The following is a 19706-nucleotide window of genomic DNA, read 5'->3' on the forward strand; positions in this document are numbered from 1 at the left end:
CGGCCGCATCCGCCTCCCGCGCACGACCCTCATTCGTCAGGCTCGTCACTCATGACCCCCACCGTCGTGAAAGCCGCGGATGCCGCGCAGTTCCTGTCCTTCGTCCCGCGCATGCTGGGCTACCACCCGACCCGGAGCCTCGTGGTCATCCCGTTCCACGGTGCGCGGAGCCTCGGCGCCATGCGGTTCGACCTGCCCGATGGCGACGCCGAGTCGGTCGACAGCGTGGCCGCGACGGTGACCGGCATGGCGTGCCGACTGCCAGAGGCAGATGCCGTCGCCGCGATCGCGTACACCGACGTGCGGTTCCACGAGAGCGGACGGATGCCGCACCGCGAGCTGTTCGCCGCGCTCGAGCGCCGAGCCGACGCCTGCGGTCTGCGGGTCACCGACCTGCTGTGTGTCGCCGTCGACGCGTGGGGCTCCTATCTCGACCACGACTGCCCGGCGGAGGGCAGGCCCCTCGGCGACCTGGCCTGGAACGGACCGAGCGGCGTGCCCGCACCCGCCGGCGATCAGGGGACAGGGGCCGAACTGCCCGAGTGCTCGGCCGAGGAGCGCGCGAGCGTGGCGAAGGCGATGGTCGCGTTCGGCGACGCGGTGGCTGTGCTGTGCGGTCCGGATGCGGGCGGCGGTCCGAATGCGGGCGGCGGCCTGGATGCGGGCGGAGAGCCGCCCGAACGGGCCTCACGGCGGACGGTGCGGGGCTCCGGGCCCGCACCGACGCGAGCCGCGGTCGGAACCGGCGACCTCGGGCCCGTTCCCGCACCGGTGACCGGCATCGTCGAGGAATCGGCATCCGTCGGCGGTGCCCCCTCGCGGGTCGACCCGCAGGCGCTCGCGGCCGTCTGCCGGCTCGACGATCTGCCGGGGTTCTTCGAGGACGCCCTCTCACGCCCGCTCGACGGTGCGGCCGTGTACGACACCGCCGCCCTCGTGTGGTGCCTCGCCCGGCCGTCGCTGCGAGATGTCGCGCTGGTGCAGTGGAGCGGCAACCTCGCGCAGGGCGATGAGGCGTTCGACGCACAGCTGCGCTGGGAATCCGGCGAGGAGTACCCGGCGCATCTCGCGATGCGCATGTGGGGCGAGGGCGATCCGCCGGAGCTGTCCCGGCTCGAGACGGCGCTCGCGCTGTCGCGCCGGGCCGCTGCCGTCGCGCCCCGTGAGGCGCGGCCGGGCGCGCTCGCCATGTGCGCGTGGCTGTCCTGGGCGCTCGGACGCTCGACGCACGCCGCCGCGTACGCCGAGCGGGCGTGCGAGATCGAGGCCGAGCACGGACTGTCGCAGATCGTGCTGTCGTTCGTGCACGCCGGCCACCTGCCCGACTGGGCGTTCCGGCGCGCGGGCGCGCGGTGACGCCCCGCGAGGTGCGCGCGGGCGCGCTACTTGACGAGCGGGAAGAGGATCGTCTCGCGGATGCCGAGACCGGTGACCGCCATGAGCAGACGGTCGATGCCCATGCCCATGCCTCCGGTCGGCGGCATGCCGTGCTCGAGCGCCCGCAGGAACTCCTCGTCGATGCGCATGGCCTCCAGGTCGCCGCGCGCCGCGAGCTTGGCCTGCTCGACGAAACGCTCACGCTGGATCACCGGATCGACGAGCTCGGAGTATCCCGTCGCGAGCTCGAAGCCCCGCACGTAGAGGTCCCACTTCTCCACGACGCCGGCGATCGAGCGGTGCTCGCGCACGAGCGGGCTGGTGTCGAGCGGGAAGTCCATCACGAACGTGGGGCGGGTCAGGCCGGGCTTGACGAAGTGCTCCCACAGCTCCTCGACGAGCTTGCCGTGGATCGCGTGCGACGGCAGGTCGACACCCTCGGCCTCGGCGAGCGCCACGAGCTCGTCGAACGGCGTCTCGGGCGTGATGGTGCGACCGGCCGCCTCCGACAGCGATCCGTACATCGAGAGGCGGTCCCACTGGCCGCCGAGCTCGTACTCCGTGCCGTCGGCCCAGGTGACGGTGGTCGACCCGGCGACCGCGATCGCGGCGTTCTGGATGAGCTCCTGCGTGAGGTCGGCGATGCCGTTGTAGTCGCTGTACGACTGGTAGGCCTCGAGCATGGCGAACTCGGGGCTGTGGGTGGAGTCGGCGCCCTCGTTGCGGAAGTTGCGGTTGATCTCGAACACGCGGTCGATGCCGCCGACCACCGCGCGCTTGAGGAAGAGCTCGGGCGCGATGCGCAGATAGAGGTCGGCGTCGAAGGCGTTCGCGTGCGTGATGAAGGGACGAGCGGACGCGCCGCCGTGCTGCACCTGCAGCATCGGCGTCTCGACCTCGAGGAAGTCGTGCGACGCGAACGTCGACCTCAGGCTGGCGTTGACCTTCGCGCGGGCGACGACCGTCTCGCGCGCGCGGTCGCGCACGATGAGGTCGAGGAAGCGGCTGCGGACGCGGCTCTCCTCGCTGAGCTCGCCGTACACGTTCGGGAGCGGCAGCACGGCCTTCGAGGCGATGCGCCAGTCCGTCACCATGATCGACAGCTCGCCGCGACGGCTCGAGATGACCTCGCCCGACACGAAGACGTGGTCTCCGAGGTCGACGAGCTCCTTCCAGGCCTGCAGCGACTCCTCGCCGACGGCCGCGAGCGACACCATCGCCTGGATGCGGCTGCCGTCGCCGGCCTGCAGGCTCGCGAAGCAGAGCTTTCCGGTGTTGCGGCTGAAGACGACGCGACCCGCGATCGAGGCGGTCACGCCGGTCTCGGCACCGGCCTCGAGGTCGCCGTAACGCTCACGCAGCGCCGGGATCGTGTCGGTGATCGGCACGCCGACCGGGTACGCCCCGCCCGCGGCATCCGTCCGCTCCGCGATCAGACGCTCGCGCTTGGCCAGCCGCACGGCCTTCTGCTCGAAGACTTCTTCTTCGGTCGGCTCGGCGGTCTCGGCAGGCGAGGTCGTGTCGGTCACGGGATGGGCTCCTCAATGGGGTGTTCGCCGCGGAACGCGGACCCCCAAGTCTATCCGCGAGCGCTTCGCACCTTTCTGAGCGTCCGTCGCCGGGCGATCCCGCACCGCAGGACGCTTCCCCGACCGGACTGGGCACGACTCTTGGCCGGGTGGCCCCCGACGAGTAGGGTCGGGGGCGCTTCTCAGGGTGCTCCCTCGGCCGAACGGATCGAGACCATGTCGCGAGCTCACTCCACGATGTCGGATCGCAGCGGGTTCTGGGCCGTGGCGGCCGCCTTCACGACGGTGACCGCGTATGCGACGGTCCCGACGCCGCTGTACCCGCTCTACCAGGCGGCGGACGACTTCCCCGTCCCGGTGGTGACGCTCATCTTCTCGGCGTTCGCCGTCGGCGTCGTGTTCAGTCTCTTCTTGATCGGCCACATCAGCGACTGGGCGGGAAGGCGGCGAATGGCCATCGTCGCAGTTCTGATCTCGGCCGGTGCATCCGTCGTGTTCATCCTGTGGAGCTCCGTGCCCGGTCTCATCACCGCCCGCTTCATCGACGGCGTGAGTGTCGGAACGCTCACCGCCGCGGCGACAGCCCACCTCTCCGAACTGCGCGCGCGAGCACGACCCGCAGAAGCCGCGATCATCGCCGCCTCCGTCGCAGGAGCGGCCAATCTCGGCGGACTCGCCCTCGGCCCGCTCATCGGCGGGCTCTTCGCCGAGTTCCTCCCCGACCCCCTCGAGCTCCCGCATATCGTGTTCCTCGTGCTCTTCCTCGCCACGGCGGCGGTGCTCCGCGCGCCGTGCCGGAGACGATCGACACCTCCGCGGCTCGCCCGGCGTACCGCCCGCAGCGGCTCGCCTTCCCGTCCGGATCCCGCTCGGCATTCGCAGCGGCAGGCATCGGCGCGGCCGCATCGTTCGCTCTCTTCGCTCTGTTCACCTCGCTCACGCCGACCTTCCTGCACGAGACCTTCCACGTGTCGGACCACCTCGTCGACGGCGCGACGGTCTTCGCGATCTTCGGCGCTGCGGCAACCGCCCAGCTCGTGCTCGTGCGCGTCGCACAACGGACACAGCTCGTCATCGCGATCGTGTGCTTCATCGTCGGGCTCGTCTCGATCTCGGCAGGCGCGGTCGCGCCTGTCCTCGCCCTCTTCATCGTCGGCGGCATCGTCGCCGGCGCCGGCGCCGGGATCATGTTCCGCGCGGCCATCGTCGGCGCAGGAGCGCTGGCCGCGCCCGGCCGACGCGGTGAGACGCTCGCACTCCTCTTCCTCATCGCCTACGGAGGACTCGTCGTACCCGTACTGCTCGTCGGGTGGAGTCTGACGTTCGCGGACGAGACGACCGTGCTGCTCGTCTTCGCCGCGGTGGTCCTCGTCGCGACGCTCGGCGCCGGCATCGCCATGCGTCGTCAGCTGCCCGAGGCGCGCGCGCAGTCGGGGGAGAGCGCGCGGTGAGAACTCAGCCCAGAGAGCGCCTCCGGGCTTCCCGCACGCCCGATGGGCCCGATCGGACGCTCAGGGGAAGTCGATCGGCTCGCCGAGCGGCACCCACCGGACGCGCTCGCGCACCGCTCCCGGCGCTGCCGCCAGCACTCGGGTCGCCTCGTCCTCCTGCTGCGAGAAGTGGCTCCAGCCCTCGACGTGCACGGGCACGGCCGCACCCGGTTCGGCGAGTCCGATGAGCTCGATCGCGTCGTCGGCATCCATCGTGTAGGCGAGCGGTCCGGTGAGCGGGAACCTCACCGCACCGATGTGCACCAGGGCGACATCGGGGTGCATTCCGGCTGCGACGCGGCGCAGCGCGGGGTACATCACGGTGTCGCCCGTCATCCACAGCGCCGGGTGCGCGGCGCCCACGCCCGCCAGCGCGAAGCCGACGACCGGACCGACGATCGGACGCGTGAACGGGGCGCCGTGCCGGCACGGGGTCGCCGTGACGACGAGGTCGGGCTTGCCCTCGGCGGTGAGGGTGACCGTGTCACCGGCGCGCAGGCCGCGTGCGTCGGGGTGCGCACCCGTGGCCGACAGCCGCTTGGCGCCGGCGACCGTCGTGAGCACCGTGCGCCCGACTCCCAGGCCCGCACGGCCGGCGTCGTCGAGGTTGTCGGCGTGATGATCGTGACTCACCAGCACGAGGTCGACGTCGCCGATGTCGGCGAGGGCGATCGCGGGGCCCGTGGTCTTGCGCGACGTCGTCCCGAGCGCGAACGAGTAGGTGCGCCCCGGCGGGTCGAAGGTGGGGTCGGTGAGGATCCGCCACCCTTCCCATTCGACGAGAGCCGTCGGACCGCCGATCCGTGTGATGCGCATGTCGTCTCCTCGGTCCGGTGTCCGCGCTCAGCCGAGGTAGATCTCGGCGTTGTCGATCAGCCGGTGGCCCGCCACTGTCGCGGCGATGAGCGCGAGCGCGGGTCCGCTGGTGCCTTCGTCGACCGGGAGGAACGTCGCCGGATCGACGACGCTCAAGTACTCCAGGCGGATGCGCGGCTCACCCATGAGCGCCGACTGGGCGGCGGCTATGCACGCGTCGATGCCACGGTCGGCGTTCGCGGCGGCGGCGTCGAGCGCCGCCGGAAGGAGTGCCGCGGCAGCGAGGTCACGGTCCTCGAGCATCCCCACCCGGGTCGACACGGGAAGGCCGTCGTCACCGCGCACGGTCTCGACCGTGGCCACCTCGACGTCGAAGAACAGGTCGCGGATCATGCGGCGCACGAGGAACACGCGCTGCCGATCCCGCTCGCCGTACACGGCGACGTCGGGCTGCACGAGATGGAACAGCTTCGCCTCGACGGTGAGGAGGCCGTCGAAGTAGAACGGGCGCGACCGCCCCTCGTACCGCAGGCCGAGATCGCCGGCGGTGACCTTCGTCGTCGCCGAGCCGTCGGGGAGCAGCTCCTTGGCGTCGGGCGCGAAGACCACGTCGACCCCGAGCGATTCCAGCAGTCGGGCGTCGTCGTCGGGGGTGCGTGGATACGCGGCGAACTCCGCCGGCGAGGCGAAGCGCAGCGGATTGACGAACACCGACACGACGACGATGTCGGCGACCTCACGCGCTCGGTGCACGAGGTCGATGTGGCCGTCGTGGAGCGCCCCGATGGTCGAGATGAGTGCGACGCGGGCCTCGGGTGCGGCGGCGCGGACCTCGGCGAGCCGAGCACGCAGCTCGTCGATGGTGCTGATCATCCTTGGATCGTAGCGGGGGGTTCGCCGGTCACCGGACCAGAGCCGGCCTCGGCGAGCGCGTGGTCGAGCGTGGTGTGCGCGAGCGCCGACAGGAACGAGCCCGGATACGGGATGCCCGCCTCCGCCAGCAGAGCGGCAGCCTGGTGCACGATGGACCGCGAGAAGACCCGCGCCGTCGCGATCGCCTCGCCGTATGCGGGCCGCGCCGATTCGTCCACGACGACGGGCTCGCAGCCGAGTTCCACGGCGAGAGCCTGCGCGATCGGAAGAACGGGTCCGGGAGCGGTGACGGCCGCGTAGGCGCTGGCGAGGGCACGCAGATCCATCGAGGTGCCGCTGAACTCGATCGCCGGATGGACGGCGAGCGGGATCGCGCCCTTGGCCACCGCGGGAGCCAGGATGCCGGCACCCCAGGCCGGATCCGTGTGCAGCACGAGCTGTCCCGGCTGCCACGCCCCGACCTCGGCCAGACCCGTGACGAGCCCTTCGAGCTGGTCGTGCGGCACGGCGATGATCACGAGCTCGCTGCGCCGGGCGACCTCCGTCGCGTCGAGTACCGGGACGCCCGGCAGGATCGCCTCGACCCGCTCCTGGTCGGAGCCCTGCGTGATCCCCACGAGCGCGTGTCCGGCGCCGCCGAGAGCGGCACCGAGCACCGGTCCGACGCGACCGGCGCCGATGATGCCGACTCCGAGTCGTCCGTCACGGGTCATGTGCGATCCTCCCCCGCATCCGCGGCCGTGGCTGCGCCGGCACCCGAGGGCGCCGGCGCGGGGTCCGCGGGCATGAGGTCCGCCGGCTCCGGTGCGCCCGTGTCGTCCTGGGCCCAGCGGTGGGTGCGGTCGGTGAACGCCGCGCGCACCGAACCACGCGCAACGCCGTCGAACAGAGCCAGCGCGCTGTCGCGGTCCACCGCCGCCAGGAACGGCGACACCGGCCCCGCGACGACGTGCGCACGCACGTTCGTCACGCCCGATGCACGGTCGAGGGGCCCCTGGTACAGACCGATGCTCTGCAGGCGGGCGAGCGGCAGGATCACGAGTTTGCGCCACACGATGCCCCGACGCATCAGGAGCACGTCGTCCGTGAGACGGAAGCCGTTGCGCCGGTAGGACAGCGGCACGATCCACCACGCACGCTTCGGCGTGTTCGTGAAGGTGTCGGTCTCGCCGGGTCCGAACATGCCCTCCTGCACGACGAGCGCCCGCTCCTCGTCGGGCAGTCCCGGCTGCAGCAGCCGCAGCACGCGCTCGACGTCGGCGGCCGTGCCGACCGGCAGCGTCGTGGTGAACTGGTCCGTGCTGCCGTCGGCCGCGCTGCGGCCGGTGAGCCGGTTGATGCGGACGGTCCACCAGCCGGCGGGGCGCCACATGATCGGCTGCGTCACCTCGACCGCATGCACGCGGCCCGGGGGGACGATCTCGGTGATGGTGGTGAAGAGGCCGAACGTGATCCGGACGCCGTCGGGCGTCGGGGCGATCGCGTACCGCAGCGAGCGGACGATCGAGCGCAGCCAGTAGGCACCGAAACCGATGATCGCGGGGACGAAGCCGAACAGCAGCCACGTGATGCCCTGGCTGACCCCGATCACGATCGCGATGATCGCGAACAGGAGCCCGAGCGTCGACATGCTGAGGATGTGGGAGGCCACGAGCCGGCCCACCGGGATGTGGACGACCGACTCGAGCTCGGTCACCGGCGCTTCGGGGCCCTCGATGAGGCCGGTGATCTCACGCCCTACCGTCTGGCTCAGCGTCGCGACCCTGCCCGCGCGCCGGGGGCCGGGGGCGCCCGCGGGACCGGCGGCCGCCGACAGGCGACGCCCGGAAGCGAGGCGCAGGATGTCGGCGCGGACGGCTTCCGCGTTGGCCGTGGACAGGTACTCGAGCTTGACGTTGGCGTCGGCCCCTGCGCCGACGACCTCGAGCTTCGCCATGCCCAGCAGCCGCGCGATCATGGGACGGGTGAGGTTGACGCCCTGCACGCGGTCGAGCGGGGCGCGGCGCTGCGTGCGGAACAGGATGCCGCTGCGCACCTCGACGTCGTCGTCGGTGATCCGGAACGTGTGGAAGCGCCACGAGGTGTAGAACACCGCGACGAGCACGATGAGGGCCGCGAGCACCGCGAGTCCTGCCAGCACATAGAGGTTGTTCGCGATGATGAAGTCGATCGGGTCGCCGCCTGCGCCTTCCCACTCGCCGACCTCTTCCTCGATGTCGGGGGCGAGCCACGGCAGGAAGATGAACACGAGGCGATCGCGAAGGTTCGCGAACACGATGCCGATGACGACGATCAGGAACAGCCCGCCGCGCAGCAGCGGCGTGAGCGGGTGGAGACGATGCCACTCGCCGTCGCTGAGCGGAGAGCGCACAAGCTGCGACGGGGGCGCGCCCGGGACGCCGGGCGAAGCGCCAGGGACGCCGGGCGAAGCGCCAGGGGCGCCGGGCGACGCGCCAGGGACGCCGGGCGACGCACCGCTGCCTTCGACGGGGCCGGGGATCGAGGTCATAGACCCGTGCGCCGACTCTCGGCGACCTCGACGAGATGGTCGCGGAGCGTCTCGGCGGTGGACTGCTCGAGCCCGGGGATGACCACGCCGGTCGCCGCGGCCGCGGTGACGAACTTCAGCTGGGCGATGCCGAAGCCCCGGTCCAGCGGGCCATGGGTGATGTCGATCAGCTGCATGCGGCCGTAGGGGACGGCCACGAAGCGCTGCCACAGGATGCCGCGGCGGAACACCAGGTCGTCGTCGCGGAGCTGGTACCCGATCGAGCGGGCCTGGCGCGGCAGGATCACGAGGGTCCACGCGAGGATCACCGTGAGGATGCCCCCGGGGATCCACGCCCACAGCTGGTGCATGAGCAGCGTGAGCACCAGAGTGGCCGCGATGACGAGCAGCAGGAACGAGCCGGTGGAGATCAGCTGCACCGTCACGTACTTCGGCGAGATCTGATGCCAGACACCGCTTTCGAGCACGAGCCGGTTCTCGGAGCGCGGCTCGGCGATCCGCCCGAACGTGCTCCCCGCCTCAGTGGTCGTGGAGGCGGGGCTCGAGTCCGGGGTCGTCGCCTCCGGGCTGTTCGTCATCGTCGTCCTTCCGGATGGTGCACAGGTGCTCCGCGACAAGACCCGCGGCGACCAGCAGGGCGCCGCTCACGGTCGTCGCGATGACCGCTCCCAACGAGCCTAGCGAGGGCGCGACGGGCCGGGTCGCCAGGAAGACCCACAGCCCTGCTCCCACCCCGCCGACGGCGGCGCCCACGATGCTGGAGGCCTTCGCCAGCATCGCGATGCGCACGGCGCGGAAGGGGTCCACCTTCGACGTCGAGGTGCCGCGCGTGGCGCGGCGGATCGGGATCGCGAGCGCGATGACGAGAGCTCCGAGCAGCACGAGGAGGATCGGCAGAGTGACGGCCGGAGTGAAGGTGGGGCGTCCCGCCGACGTCAGGAGCTGATCGACGATGAAGCCGGCCGCGACGCCGAGGATGGCGGAGATGGCCAGCACGCCGGCACCGGTGCGCTTCATCGTCCTCCCGCCTCACGCAGCCGCCGGAGGGCGTCGTCGACACGCCCCGTGCCGGGGAGCACGGCATCGGGGTCGACGGCGAGCCACGGTCCGAGCACGAAGTCGCGCTCGGCGGCACGCGGGTGGGGCAGCAGCAGTCGCGGGTCGTCGCTGACGACATCCCCGTACGCGATCAGGTCGAGGTCGAGCGTGCGATCCTCCCAGCCGGGCTCGCTCGCCGTGCGCGCCGCGGAGCGCACGCGGCCGTACCGCTGCTCGATCGCGTGGAGGTAGCCCAGCAGCACCGACGGGGCCAGGCGCGTGGTGAGGATCGCCACGGCGTTCAGATACGCCGGCGCGGCGGCATCCGGCCCGTCCGGCTTCATCGCGACCGACTCGATCGGCTCCGACACCCGCACGGCGTCGACGAGCGGCACGCGGGCCAGGTCCTTGATCGCGGCCGTCATCGTCTCGGCGCGCTCGCCCAGGTTCGCCCCCAGGGCCACGACGGCCTCGACGGGTCCGCGCGGATGACGCTCGACGTCGCCGTCGAAGCCCTGAGCCAGGCGGCGGTTCATGCGACCTCCCCATCGAAGAGCTCTTCGCGCCGGGCCCGCCGGATCGTGACCGACACGTCGGCGAACGGCACCGTGATGGGCGCCTGGGGCTTGTGGACGGTGACCGCGACCATCCTCACGCCGTCGCGTGCGAGCAGGTCGTCTGCGATGCGGGCCGCGACGCCCTCGATGAGGTTCAGCGGCTCGCCGCCGACCATCTCGACGATGCGTTCGGCGACCTCGCCGTAGTGAACCGTGTCGGCGACGTCGTCGGACTCCGCCGCCTGCGCCGTGCTGACGTAGAGGGTCGCGTCGATCACGAACTCCTGGCCTTCACGACGCTCCTCGGCGAATACGCCGTGGTACCCGAATGCACGGACACCGGTCAGCGTGATCTCGTCGATGAAGTCCATCGGCTTCCTTCCTGCCAGGCGCGCGCGACGGTGAGAGCATCGCGCGTGCCGGCGACATCGTGCACGCGCACCGCCCACGCTCCCGCCTGCGCGGCGAGCGCGCTCGTCACCGCCGTCGCGAGATCCCGGCGGGCTTCGGCGGCATCGGCGGGGTCGTCCGCGAGCGCCTCCGCGAGGAACTTCTTGCGGCTCGTGCCGAGCAGCACGCGCGGCCCGACACCGACGAGCCGGTCGAGCCCGCGCAGCATCGCCCAGTTCTGGGCGCCCTTCTTGCCGAAGCCGATACCGGGGTCCAGGATCACGCGCGACGGGGCGATGCCGGCGGATGCCGCCGCCTCGATGCGCGCGCGGAGCTCGGTGACGACCTCGTCGACGACGTCGCCGTACTGGGCCCGCGCGTACATGTCGGTCGAGTGTCCGCGCCAGTGACTGAGCGCGATGTCGGCGTCCGTGGCAGCGACCGCCGCAAGCATCTCCGGGTCGGCCAGGCCGCCCGACACGTCGTTGACGATGCGCGCCCCTGCCTCGATGGCGGCGACGGCGGTGGAGGCGTTCATGGTGTCGATGCTGACCACGACTCCCGCGTCGGCCAGCGCCCGCACGACGGGGAGCACGCGCTCCCGCTCGACGCGCGGGTCGACGCGCTCCGCGCCGGGGCGGGTCGATTCGCCGCCGACATCGAGCAGGTCGGCGCCGTCGGCGCGCAGCCGCAGCCCGTGGGCGACCGCGTCGGCGGCATCGAGGTAGCGTCCGCCGTCGCTGAACGAGTCGGGCGTCACGTTGACGATGCCCATGATGAGCGTCATCCGCGGATCCCCGAGGGCCGCGATGCCCCGATCAGCGCGACCAGCTCGGCACGCGCCGCGGGCTCTGCCAGCTCGCCGCGTGCGGCGATCGTCACGGTCGAGGCATCCGGCTGGCGCCCGCCGCGCATCGTCACGCACTCGTGCGTCGCCTCGAGGACGACCAGCACACCGCGCGCGTCCAGGGATGCCGCGATCACATCGGCGATCTGCTCGCCGAGACGCTCCTGCACCTGCGGCCGCGACGACAGGATCTCGACGACCTTGGGCAGCGCCCCGAGCCCGACGACCTGCTCGCCGGGCAGATACGCGAGGTGCGCATGACCGCGGAACGGCAGTAGGTGGTGCTCGCACACCGAGCGGAACAGGATGTCGCGCAGCATGACCGCACCGGACGGCAGCGTGTCGGGTGCCGGCCCGCGCGACACCGAGATGGTGCGCGCGAGCGGGGCTGCGGCATCCTCTCCGACTCCCGCGAAGAACTCGGTGTACGCGTCTGCCACGCGCTCGGGCGTCTGCCTCAGGCCGGGGCGCTCGGGGTCTTCGCCGATCGCCTCCAGCAGCTCGCGCACGAGCGCGGCGATGCGCTCACGGTCGACGGCCACAGGCCGAGCCTACGCGGTCGCGGGGCGCGCCTGTCCGGACGGACGACGCTTGGGCGCCTTCTCGGCGGCCGGCTGCTCGGCCTCGACGCTGGCCGCGAGGCCCGCGTCGTCCCGGCGCTGCGGCACGTCGATCGGGGGCAGGGTCGACGGCGGGCGCTGCTCGCTCGACAGCCACTGCGGGCGCGGCGGGAGGCGCTTGACGTCCTTGAAGATCTCGGCGAGCTCCAGGTGATCGAGCGTCTCCTTCTCGAGGAGCTCCAGGGCGAGCTTGTCGAGCACGTGGCGGTTCGCGTTGATCACCTCGTAGGCCTCGTTGTGGGCCTGCTCGATGAGGTCGCGCACCTGCGTGTCGACGCGCTCGGCGATCCGCTCCGAGAACTCGCGGCCGTGACCCATGTCGCGGCCCATGAACACCTCGCCCGACGACTGCCCGAGCTTGACCGGTCCGATGTCGCCGGTCATGCCGTACTCGGTCACCATCTTGCGGGCGATGCCGGTCGCCTTCTCGATGTCGTTCGACGCACCGGTGGTCGGATCGTGGAACACGATCTCTTCCGCGACGCGGCCGCCCATCGCGTAGGTGAGCTGGTCCTGCAGCTCGTTGCGGGTGACGGAGTACTTGTCGTCGAGCGGCAGCACCATCGTGTAGCCGAGGGCCTTGCCGCGCGGGAGGATCGTGACCTTCGTGACGGGGTCGGTGTGGTTCATCGCCGCCGCCGCGAGCGCGTGACCGCCCTCGTGGTACGCGGTGATGAGCTTCTCCTTGTCCTTCATCACCCGGGTGCGGCGCTGCGGGCCGGCGATCACACGGTCGATGGCCTCATCGAGCGCGCGGTTGTCGATCAGCTGCGCGTTCGAGCGCGCGGTGAGCAGGGCGGCCTCGTTCAGCACGTTGGCGAGGTCGGCACCGGTGAAGCCGGGGGTCTTGCGGGCGACGACCTCGAGGTCGACGCCGTCGGCGAGCGGCTTGCCGCGGCCGTGCACCTCGAGGATCTTGGTGCGGCCCTTGAAGTCGGGCGCGTCGACGCCGATCTGGCGGTCGAAGCGGCCCGGACGCAGGAGTGCGGGGTCGAGGATGTCCGGGCGGTTGGTCGCCGCGATCACGATGACGTTGACCTTGGGGTCGAAGCCGTCCATCTCGACGAGCATCTGGTTGAGCGTCTGCTCGCGCTCGTCGTGACCGCCGCCCATGCCGGCGCCGCGGTGGCGGCCGACGGCGTCGATCTCGTCGATGAAGATGATCGCCGGGGAGTTGTCCTTGGCGTTGTTGAACAGGTCGCGCACGCGGCTGGCGCCGACGCCGACGAACATCTCGACGAAGTCCGATCCCGAGATCGAGTAGAACGGCACGCCCGCCTCGCCCGCGACGGCGCGGGCCAGGAGCGTCTTGCCGGTTCCGGGAGGGCCGTACAGCAGCACGCCCTTCGGGATCCGGGCGCCGACCGCCTGGAACTTCGACGGGTCCTTCAGGAAGTCCTTGATCTCTTCGAGCTCTTCGATCGCCTCGTCGGAGCCCGCGACATCCTGGAAGGTGACCTGGGGCATCTCCTTCGTCACGAGCTTCGCGCGCGACTTGCCGAACTGCATGACCTTGCTGCCGCCGCCCTGGGCGCTGGACATCAGGAACCAGAACAGCAGGCCGAGCAGCAGGATCGGGAGCAGAAGCGACAGGAATCCGTCGAACCAGGTGGCGCGCGGCACCGCGTCGTTGAAGCCGTCCTCCGGGTCGGCCGCGTTGACCGCGTCGACGACCTCGGCGGCACGTGCGGTGACGTAGTAGAACTGCACGTCCGTCGCGCCCTCGTACTCCTTCGAGAGCTTCATGTCGACACGCTGATCGCCGTCGGTGTTGACGACCTCGGTGACGGTGTCACCGGAGAGCAGCTCGAGGCCCTCCTGCGTGGAGATCTGCTTCGCACCGTTCAGGCTCGAGATGAGCGAGAACCCCACGATGAGGAAGACCCCGATCAGCAGGACGTAGAAGAGCGGGTTGCGGGTGATCTTCTTGAAGTCCATGGCGCGGGCGAGAGCCCGACCCCTTTCGTCGACGTGCCATCGAGGACAGGAGAGCGCCCGTCGACGGTTGAATCAGGGTATCGCGCGCTTCCTAGGCGTCGACTGTGCATTCGCCCCGGGCGTAATCCCCGCGTCGACGGCGCTGACTACGAGTAGACGTGAGGTGCGAGGACCGCGACGTCGCGGAGGTTGCGGTACTTCTCGGCGTAGTCGAGGCCGTACCCGACGACGAACTCCGTCGGGATGTCGAAGCCGACGTACTTGCAGCGCACCTCGACCTTGGCGGCCTCGGGCTTGCGCAGCAGTGCGAAGACCTCGACGGATGCCGCGCCGCGGGCCGCGAAGTTCTCCAGCAGCCAGCTGAGCGTGAGGCCCGAGTCGATGATGTCCTCGACGATCAGCACGTGCTTGCCCAGGATGTCGGTGTCGAGGTCCTTGCGGATCTGCACGACGCCGCTGGACTTGGTGCCCGCGCCGTACGACGAGACCGCCATCCAGTCCATCGTGATGTGCGTGGTGAGCGCACGAGAGAAGTCCGCCATCACCATGACCGCGCCCTTGAGGACGCCGACCAGCAGCAGATCCTCGTCCGCATAGTCCGCGTCGACCTGCGCCGCGATCTCGTCGAGCTTGGCTCGGATCTCCTCCTCTGTGACGAGGACTTCCGTGAGGTCGCTGGAGACGTCGGCCGCGCGCATGGGGACGAGTCTACGTGCCGGAGGCGTCGGCGCCGCGGACGGTCTGCGGGCTCACCACGAGCACCTCGACGACTTCGGCCATCTCCGGCCGCGTCTGCACCCACGTCACCTCGATGTACCACTCGCCTCCGTCGAGGTCCTTGCGGTACCCGTCGGTGATGCGGGCGCCACCCTCGGTCTCGCGGACCTTCGACTCACGCCAGCCGTCGGCGGTGAGCCCGGCGGCGATCGCCGCGGCCGCGTCGGCCGAGGCATCCGTCTCCGCCGCGAGGTTGAGGCTCTCGCGGGCCTGCCACCAGGCGGGGTCGGATGCCGACGCCGATCCCTCGGCCGGGGCGTATCTCGGTTCGGACTCCGCGAAGCCGGACTCGGGATCGAGGTCCGCCGGAATCAGCGCCACCGTCTCGCTGAGGAGGCGGTCCGCCTCGGTCTGGTACTCGTCGAGCCGGCTTTCGGGCGTCATGCTGCATCCTCCCAGGGCGAGCGCGAAGAGGGCGACGGCGACGGCGGCGAGGAGTCGGCGCACGGCTCAGTCGACCTCCGTGTAGACGGGTTCGTAGTCGTCGCGGTCGATGCCGTCGATCACGATCGGCTGCCCGCCCGCGACGATGATCTCGTTCTCGGCGTACACCTCGGCCTGTCCGCCGGTGATCACCGCGACCATGTTCTCGAACGCCGTCGATCCGGGTGTGTACAGCGAGCTGTGGCTGTCGATCGCCGACGGCATGCCGTTGCCGGGGACGTTGTAGTCCTCGATGTCGTCGCTGTCGGCGCGCGCGGCGTCGATCACGCCCGTCTCGAGGCGCGTGACCCCGCCGGCGGTGAGAGTCGACTGCCCGTGGAGGGCGTGCAGGTCGCCCTCGCTGCCCTGGATGAGCCCGACGACCATGTCGTTGCGGCTCATCATCGCGTAGTGGGGCACGTCTGAAGTATGGGGGAAGTCGTCCACTCCCGAGACACCGTCGCCCATGCCCGCTGCGGCGACGTAGAGCACCCGGTCGGCGCGCAGCCCCGCCGCTTCGGCGAGCCCGACGGCCGCTCCGCCGTAGCTGTGGCCGAGCACGGTCAGCGTCGCGCTGCCGGGGACGGCGATGCCGGCGGCGAAGTCGCGCAGCCGCGGCGCGAGGTCGTGCGAGTACGACGTGCTCATCGCCTCGGGGATGGACTGCGGGAACGCCCCGCCCGCCCACTGGAACACCGCGGTGCTGGGGCCGGCGGCCGCCTGCAGGTCGGCGGCCCGGTCGTCGCCGAAGTCGGTCATGTTGGATCCGGTGCCGGGAACCGAGATGGCCACCGAGCGCACCCACGACGGAATGTCGCCGGTCACGGGGTCGAGGGGCCCGTGATAGGTCGCGATGGCCTGGTGCGCCGGGTCGAAGACCACCACCCGGGCGCCGGTCTCGGTGCGCACCGCCCCGGTCTCGTCGACGACCTGGATCTCCTGCGTCAGCAGACCCTCGTAGTAGTCGATCAGGCGCTGCTGCTCGGCGATGAGGTCGTCGTACACCTGCTCGACGGCGCCCTGGCCCTGGTAGGAGCGGTCCACCGCAGCGTCGCGCAGTCGTTCCAGCCGTTCGATCTCCGCCTCGCGGGCCGCGATCTCGTCCTCGATGTTGAGGCGGTTCGCGGCGACGCGGTCGCCGATGGGAATGCCGTCGAGATTGCCGATGATGTGCGGCGATGCGGCGATCAGCGCGTCCTTCTCCGCCCGGTCGAGGCTGTCCCAGACCTGCCTGATGAGCTCGGGGTCGCCGAGCGCGGCGATCTGCTCGGCTGTGACGGCGTCCGTGTCGCCGGCCCACAGCGCCGTCGCCGCGACGAAGCCTCCGGCACCTACGACACCGTCGTGGGTGATCTCCGCGATGAGCGGGATGCCGGTCAGCCGAACAGCCGTGTCGTGGTCGAGCTGGTCGCGTTCGTCGCGCAGCGCGTTGTACGCGTCGCGCGAGCCGCGGTAGTCGTCGATCGCCCCCTGCCAGCGGTCGAGGAGCGAAGGGTCGTCGAGATAGAGCCACGACGGGAGCACGTCGTCCCATTCCAGCGCCCAGCCCACGGCGAACTCCGACGCCGCGTTGAGCGCGATGGAACGCCGGGTCTGGATCGCCGCGTGATCGGACTCGGCCTCGTCCCGCGCCGACGCGGCGCGACGCTGCAGGTCGGCCAGCGCGTCGGCGTACTCATCGAGCACCACGGCCGCCTCGTCGGCGGCGTCCGCGACGTCGGTGAAGCGGCCGGCGGCCACGGTGATGGGCGGCCTCAGCGCGTCCACGCTCACGGCAGTGACGGCGGTGAGCGCGCGCAGCGCGCTGTGCGCGTGGGTGCTGCGGTCGCGCTCGGCACCGGCTCGGGCGCGGAAGAACGCGGCGAGATCACGGATCCCGTCGACGCTGCCCTCGCCAGGGTCGGCCGCCAGGCCCGGCAGCGTCATCCGGAGGCCCCGGCCAGCTGGGCATCGAGTGCGCGGAGTTCGGTGTGGACCGTGTCGACGTCCACCGACAGGTCGTGGCCGACACCGGCGAGAGCGCTCATGGCGTGACGGATGACGGCGTCGACATCGCCGAGGGCCGACTCGACGACCGGCGACCCGAGGACGCCGAACGCGGGACAGAACCCGTCGACCGAGGCGTCGCCCGCCTTCTGCAGGCTCAGCACCGCCTCGGCGAAGTCCGAGTCTGCGAACTCGACGTCTGCCATGATCGCCACCCTATCCGGGCGCGGGCAGGGGCCCGGAGGGGACAATTCCCCATGCTCAGGCGGGGCCTGCGTGCGTCGCCGTGTCTGAGCCTGCGGCTGTCCGCAGGTCAGTGCGCGGTGAACTCGATGCGGCCGCCGACGCGGCGAGCGCGGCATCCGGGCAGATCGATGGGCCCCTGGCCCGACCAGTCGGTGGCGAGGCGCGCCACCTCGATCGTCTGCGACCGCGTGAGGCTCTGGTGGAACTCGCTGGCCACCACGTGCCGGATGATGCGGTTCCGCAGCGCGGCAGGGTTGGCCGCGAGAGCCGCAACCGACACCGAGATGCCGGCTTCGGCGTGCTCGACGATGTCTTCGATCGTCTCGTCGATCATCTCGTCGAAGGCGTCGGCGTCTTCGCGCAGCTGCGCGGCCGTGCGGGCGAGCGCCTCGGCGATTCCCGGCCCGAGCTCGGCCTCGAGCACGGGCAGCACCGTCTCGCGCACGCGCACCCGCGCGAAGCGGGGATCGCCGTTCTGCGGGTCGTCCCAGGGGTCGAGCCCCTCGGCCGCGCACGCCGCGCGCGTCGTCGTCCGTCGCACGTCGAGCAGCGGGCGCAGCAGAAGAACGCCGTCGAGATCGGCGCTTGCCGCCATGCCCTGCAGGCTGGCGGCGCCGGCGCCGCGCGCGAGTCCCAGCAGCACCGTCTCGGCCTGGTCGTCGAGCGTGTGGCCGAGCAGGATCGCCGCCGCGCCGGCCGCGCGGGCCGCGTCGAGCAGTGCGGCATAGCGCGCCTCACGAGCGGCGGCCTCCGGCCCGCCGGCTCCGGTGACCTCGACGCGGACGACGCGGGCGCCGAGTCCGAGCGCCTGGGCTCTCGCCACGGCGGCGGCCGCGGCATCCGTCGACCCGTCCTGCAGTCCGTGGTCCACCGTGACCGCTGCGGCACGCAGACCGAGCTTCGGCGCCTCGAACGCGGTCGCCGCGGCGAGGGCGAGCGAATCGGCGCCGCCCGACAGCGCCACGACCACCGGGGCACCCGGCTCGAGGCCGGTGAGTGCCCGCCGCACCGCGAGGCGCACCTCGGCGACGGCGGGGTCGAGTCCGGGTCTGCGCTCCTCCACCCGCCCACCGTACCCGGCGACCGAGGCGAATCGCCTAGAGCCTCACGACTCCGCCCGGTGCAGCGCGTTTCGTCTCGCTCGTTCCTCGCTCGCTCAACGACCGGGATCACCCGTACCCCGGTCGTTGAGCGAGCTTGCGAGACGAAACGCCCAGAACCTCCGGACTAGGCTTGTCGCGGCATCCCACGTCTTTCCGAAGGAGTACCACTATGGGCGCGTACGACGCCGTCATCGAGATCCCGCGCGGCAGCCGCGTGAAGTACGAGGTCGACCACGGCACCGGCCGGGTCTTCCTCGACCGCATCCTCTACACCGCGTTCGGGTACCCCACCAACTACGGGTTCTTCGAGAACACCCTGGGCGAGGACGGCGACCCGCTCGACGTGCTCGTGCTGCTCGACTTCGACCTCGCCCCCGGCGTGCTCGCGAGCGTCCGCCCCGTGGGCGTGCTGAAGATGAGCGACGAGGCCGGCGGCGACGACAAGGTCGTCGCCGTGCTCGGCAAGGACCCGCGCTGGGCGCACATCCAGGACGTGAACGACATCCCGGAGTTCACCCGCAAGGAGATCGAGCACTTCTTCGAGCACTACAAGGACCTCGAGCCCAACAAGTGGGTCAAGGTCGACGAGTGGGCGAGCGCGGCCGAGGCCGAGCGTCTCGTCGGCGAGGCGTTCGACCGCTTCAAGGAGCACGAGGGCCAGACCGCGACCCAGGGTGAGGGCGTCGCACCGAACACCCTCTGACCACTGCTGTCACAGCGAAGAGCGGATGCCGTCGGCATCCGCTCTTCGTCGTTTCAGAGTGTGTGGGTCAGACCGAGACTCCGCGGTCGGCCATGAAGTAGATCGGGTTCACCGGGGAGTTGTTGACGTACGTCTCGAAGTGGACGTGGCAGCCGAACGAGTTGCCGGTGTTGCCCTCGCTCGCGATGAGCTGGCCCGCATTGACCCACTGCCCCACGCCCACGAAGATTCCACCGCTGCGGATGTGGCCGTAGCCGCTGCCGATGCCGCCGCCGTGGTCGATCTTGATGTAGTTGCCGTAGCCGCCGTTCCAGCCGGCGTACACGACGCGTCCGGCGGAGGCGGCGTAGATGCCCGCTCCGCAGCCGGCGGCGAGATCGACGCCGTAGTGGAAGCCGCTGGAGCAGTAGCTGTTGCCGCACTGCACGGTGCGCGGGCCGTACCCCGAGCTGCGCCAGCCCGACGACGGACGCGCACCGTGCAG

At 71.2% G+C, this 19706-nt stretch carries 21 protein-coding genes and 1 pseudogene; 4 read left to right on the forward strand and 18 right to left on the reverse strand.

Annotated features, from left to right (window positions below; all coding sequences use genetic code 11):
- The first annotated feature begins 51 nt into the window (after positions 1–51).
- A complete protein-coding gene (locus ACI3KX_RS08665; RefSeq protein ID WP_404909425.1) occupies positions 52–1356 on the forward strand; it encodes a DUF4192 family protein in 1305 nt (434 codons plus the stop codon).
- A gap of 26 nt (positions 1357–1382) precedes the next feature.
- Here ACI3KX_RS08665 and lysS read toward each other — a convergent pair whose 3' ends face one another.
- Entirely contained in the window at positions 1383–2906 is a 1524-nt protein-coding gene (lysS, locus tag ACI3KX_RS08670) for a lysine--tRNA ligase (RefSeq protein ID WP_404909426.1), read from the reverse strand.
- Positions 2907–3143: 237 nt separating this feature from the next.
- On the opposite strand from lysS, the pseudogene ACI3KX_RS08675 reads away from it, so the two are divergent.
- Together ACI3KX_RS08675 and ACI3KX_RS08680 are read left to right on the forward strand one after the other, a co-directional pair.
- Positions 3144–3683, forward strand: a pseudogene (locus ACI3KX_RS08675) (MFS transporter); the annotation flags it as partial.
- A gap of 14 nt (positions 3684–3697) precedes the next feature.
- Positions 3698–4357 (forward strand): hypothetical protein, encoded by a 660-nt coding sequence (locus ACI3KX_RS08680; protein WP_404909434.1) that lies wholly within the window; start codon positions 3698–3700, stop codon positions 4355–4357.
- A 60-nt stretch (positions 4358–4417) separates the two neighbouring features.
- On the opposite strand, the gene ACI3KX_RS08685 is transcribed toward ACI3KX_RS08680, so the two are convergent.
- The 16 genes from ACI3KX_RS08685 to tilS form a co-directional block, all read right to left on the reverse strand.
- On the reverse strand, positions 4418–5212 hold the full coding sequence (locus ACI3KX_RS08685; protein ID WP_363356528.1) for an MBL fold metallo-hydrolase: 795 nt from the start codon (positions 5210–5212) through the stop codon (positions 4418–4420).
- A 27-nt stretch (positions 5213–5239) separates the two neighbouring features.
- Positions 5240–6085, reverse strand: a complete 846-nt coding sequence (gene panC, locus ACI3KX_RS08690; protein WP_363356527.1) for a pantoate--beta-alanine ligase — start codon at positions 6083–6085, stop codon at positions 5240–5242.
- Positions 6082–6798 (reverse strand): Rossmann-like and DUF2520 domain-containing protein, encoded by a 717-nt coding sequence (locus tag ACI3KX_RS08695; RefSeq protein WP_363356526.1) that lies wholly within the window; start codon positions 6796–6798, stop codon positions 6082–6084. Before ACI3KX_RS08695 ends, panC begins: the two co-directional genes overlap by 4 nt.
- Complete coding sequence (locus ACI3KX_RS08700) at positions 6795–8456, reverse strand: PH domain-containing protein (protein ID WP_404909427.1); 1662 nt, start codon at positions 8454–8456, stop codon at positions 6795–6797. Before ACI3KX_RS08700 ends, ACI3KX_RS08695 begins: the two co-directional genes overlap by 4 nt.
- Positions 8457–8590: 134 nt before the next feature.
- On the reverse strand, positions 8591–9172 hold the full coding sequence (locus ACI3KX_RS08705; RefSeq protein ID WP_349426018.1) for a PH domain-containing protein: 582 nt from the start codon (positions 9170–9172) through the stop codon (positions 8591–8593).
- Positions 9114–9611, reverse strand: coding sequence for a DUF3180 domain-containing protein (locus ACI3KX_RS08710; RefSeq protein ID WP_349426017.1), 498 nt, complete (start codon positions 9609–9611; stop codon positions 9114–9116). The genes ACI3KX_RS08705 and ACI3KX_RS08710 overlap by 59 nt, the downstream gene beginning before the upstream one ends.
- Positions 9608–10168, reverse strand: a complete 561-nt coding sequence (gene folK, locus ACI3KX_RS08715) for a 2-amino-4-hydroxy-6-hydroxymethyldihydropteridine diphosphokinase (RefSeq protein ID WP_404909428.1) — start codon at positions 10166–10168, stop codon at positions 9608–9610. Before folK ends, ACI3KX_RS08710 begins: the two co-directional genes overlap by 4 nt.
- Positions 10165–10560: a dihydroneopterin aldolase gene (gene folB / locus ACI3KX_RS08720; protein WP_349426014.1), complete on the reverse strand. Its 396-nt coding sequence runs from the start codon at positions 10558–10560 to the stop codon at positions 10165–10167. The genes folK and folB overlap by 4 nt, the downstream gene beginning before the upstream one ends.
- Complete coding sequence (gene folP, locus ACI3KX_RS08725; protein WP_404909429.1) at positions 10533–11366, reverse strand: dihydropteroate synthase; 834 nt, start codon at positions 11364–11366, stop codon at positions 10533–10535. Before folP ends, folB begins: the two co-directional genes overlap by 28 nt.
- Positions 11363–11968 (reverse strand): GTP cyclohydrolase I, encoded by a 606-nt coding sequence (gene folE / locus ACI3KX_RS08730; RefSeq protein WP_349426011.1) that lies wholly within the window; start codon positions 11966–11968, stop codon positions 11363–11365. The genes folP and folE overlap by 4 nt, the downstream gene beginning before the upstream one ends.
- A 9-nt stretch (positions 11969–11977) precedes the next feature.
- Positions 11978–13984, reverse strand: coding sequence for an ATP-dependent zinc metalloprotease FtsH (gene ftsH, locus ACI3KX_RS08735; protein WP_363356520.1), 2007 nt, complete (start codon positions 13982–13984; stop codon positions 11978–11980).
- Between the two features lie 146 nt (positions 13985–14130).
- Positions 14131–14682 (reverse strand): hypoxanthine phosphoribosyltransferase, encoded by a 552-nt coding sequence (gene hpt, locus ACI3KX_RS08740; protein ID WP_349426009.1) that lies wholly within the window; start codon positions 14680–14682, stop codon positions 14131–14133.
- 10 nt (positions 14683–14692) lie between these two features.
- Positions 14693–15145 carry a hypothetical protein gene (locus ACI3KX_RS08745; RefSeq protein ID WP_349426008.1) on the reverse strand — a complete coding sequence of 151 codons (453 nt, stop codon included), beginning with the start codon at positions 15143–15145 and terminating at the stop codon, positions 14693–14695.
- A 66-nt stretch (positions 15146–15211) separates the two neighbouring features.
- Positions 15212–17110, reverse strand: coding sequence for an alpha/beta hydrolase (locus ACI3KX_RS08750; RefSeq protein WP_404909430.1), 1899 nt, complete (start codon positions 17108–17110; stop codon positions 15212–15214).
- On the reverse strand, positions 17107–17376 hold the full coding sequence (locus ACI3KX_RS08755) for a hypothetical protein (protein ID WP_363356517.1): 270 nt from the start codon (positions 17374–17376) through the stop codon (positions 17107–17109). The genes ACI3KX_RS08750 and ACI3KX_RS08755 overlap by 4 nt, the downstream gene beginning before the upstream one ends.
- 107 nt (positions 17377–17483) lie before the next feature.
- Positions 17484–18479, reverse strand: a complete 996-nt coding sequence (gene tilS, locus ACI3KX_RS08760) for a tRNA lysidine(34) synthetase TilS (protein ID WP_404909431.1) — start codon at positions 18477–18479, stop codon at positions 17484–17486.
- 209 nt (positions 18480–18688) lie between these two features.
- Between tilS and ACI3KX_RS08765 the strand changes: the two genes are divergently transcribed.
- Positions 18689–19222 carry an inorganic diphosphatase gene (locus ACI3KX_RS08765; RefSeq protein ID WP_308866032.1) on the forward strand — a complete coding sequence of 178 codons (534 nt, stop codon included), beginning with the start codon at positions 18689–18691 and terminating at the stop codon, positions 19220–19222.
- A 67-nt stretch (positions 19223–19289) separates the two neighbouring features.
- Here ACI3KX_RS08765 and ACI3KX_RS08770 read toward each other — a convergent pair.
- Positions 19290–19706, reverse strand: a 417-nt coding sequence (locus ACI3KX_RS08770) for a M23 family metallopeptidase (protein ID WP_404909432.1), incomplete at its 5' end; no start/stop codon positions are given.

Origin of the sequence: Microbacterium sp. ZW CA_36 (genome assembly GCF_044987475.1) — a bacterium.
Classification (GTDB): Bacteria; Actinomycetota; Actinomycetes; order Actinomycetales; family Microbacteriaceae; genus Microbacterium.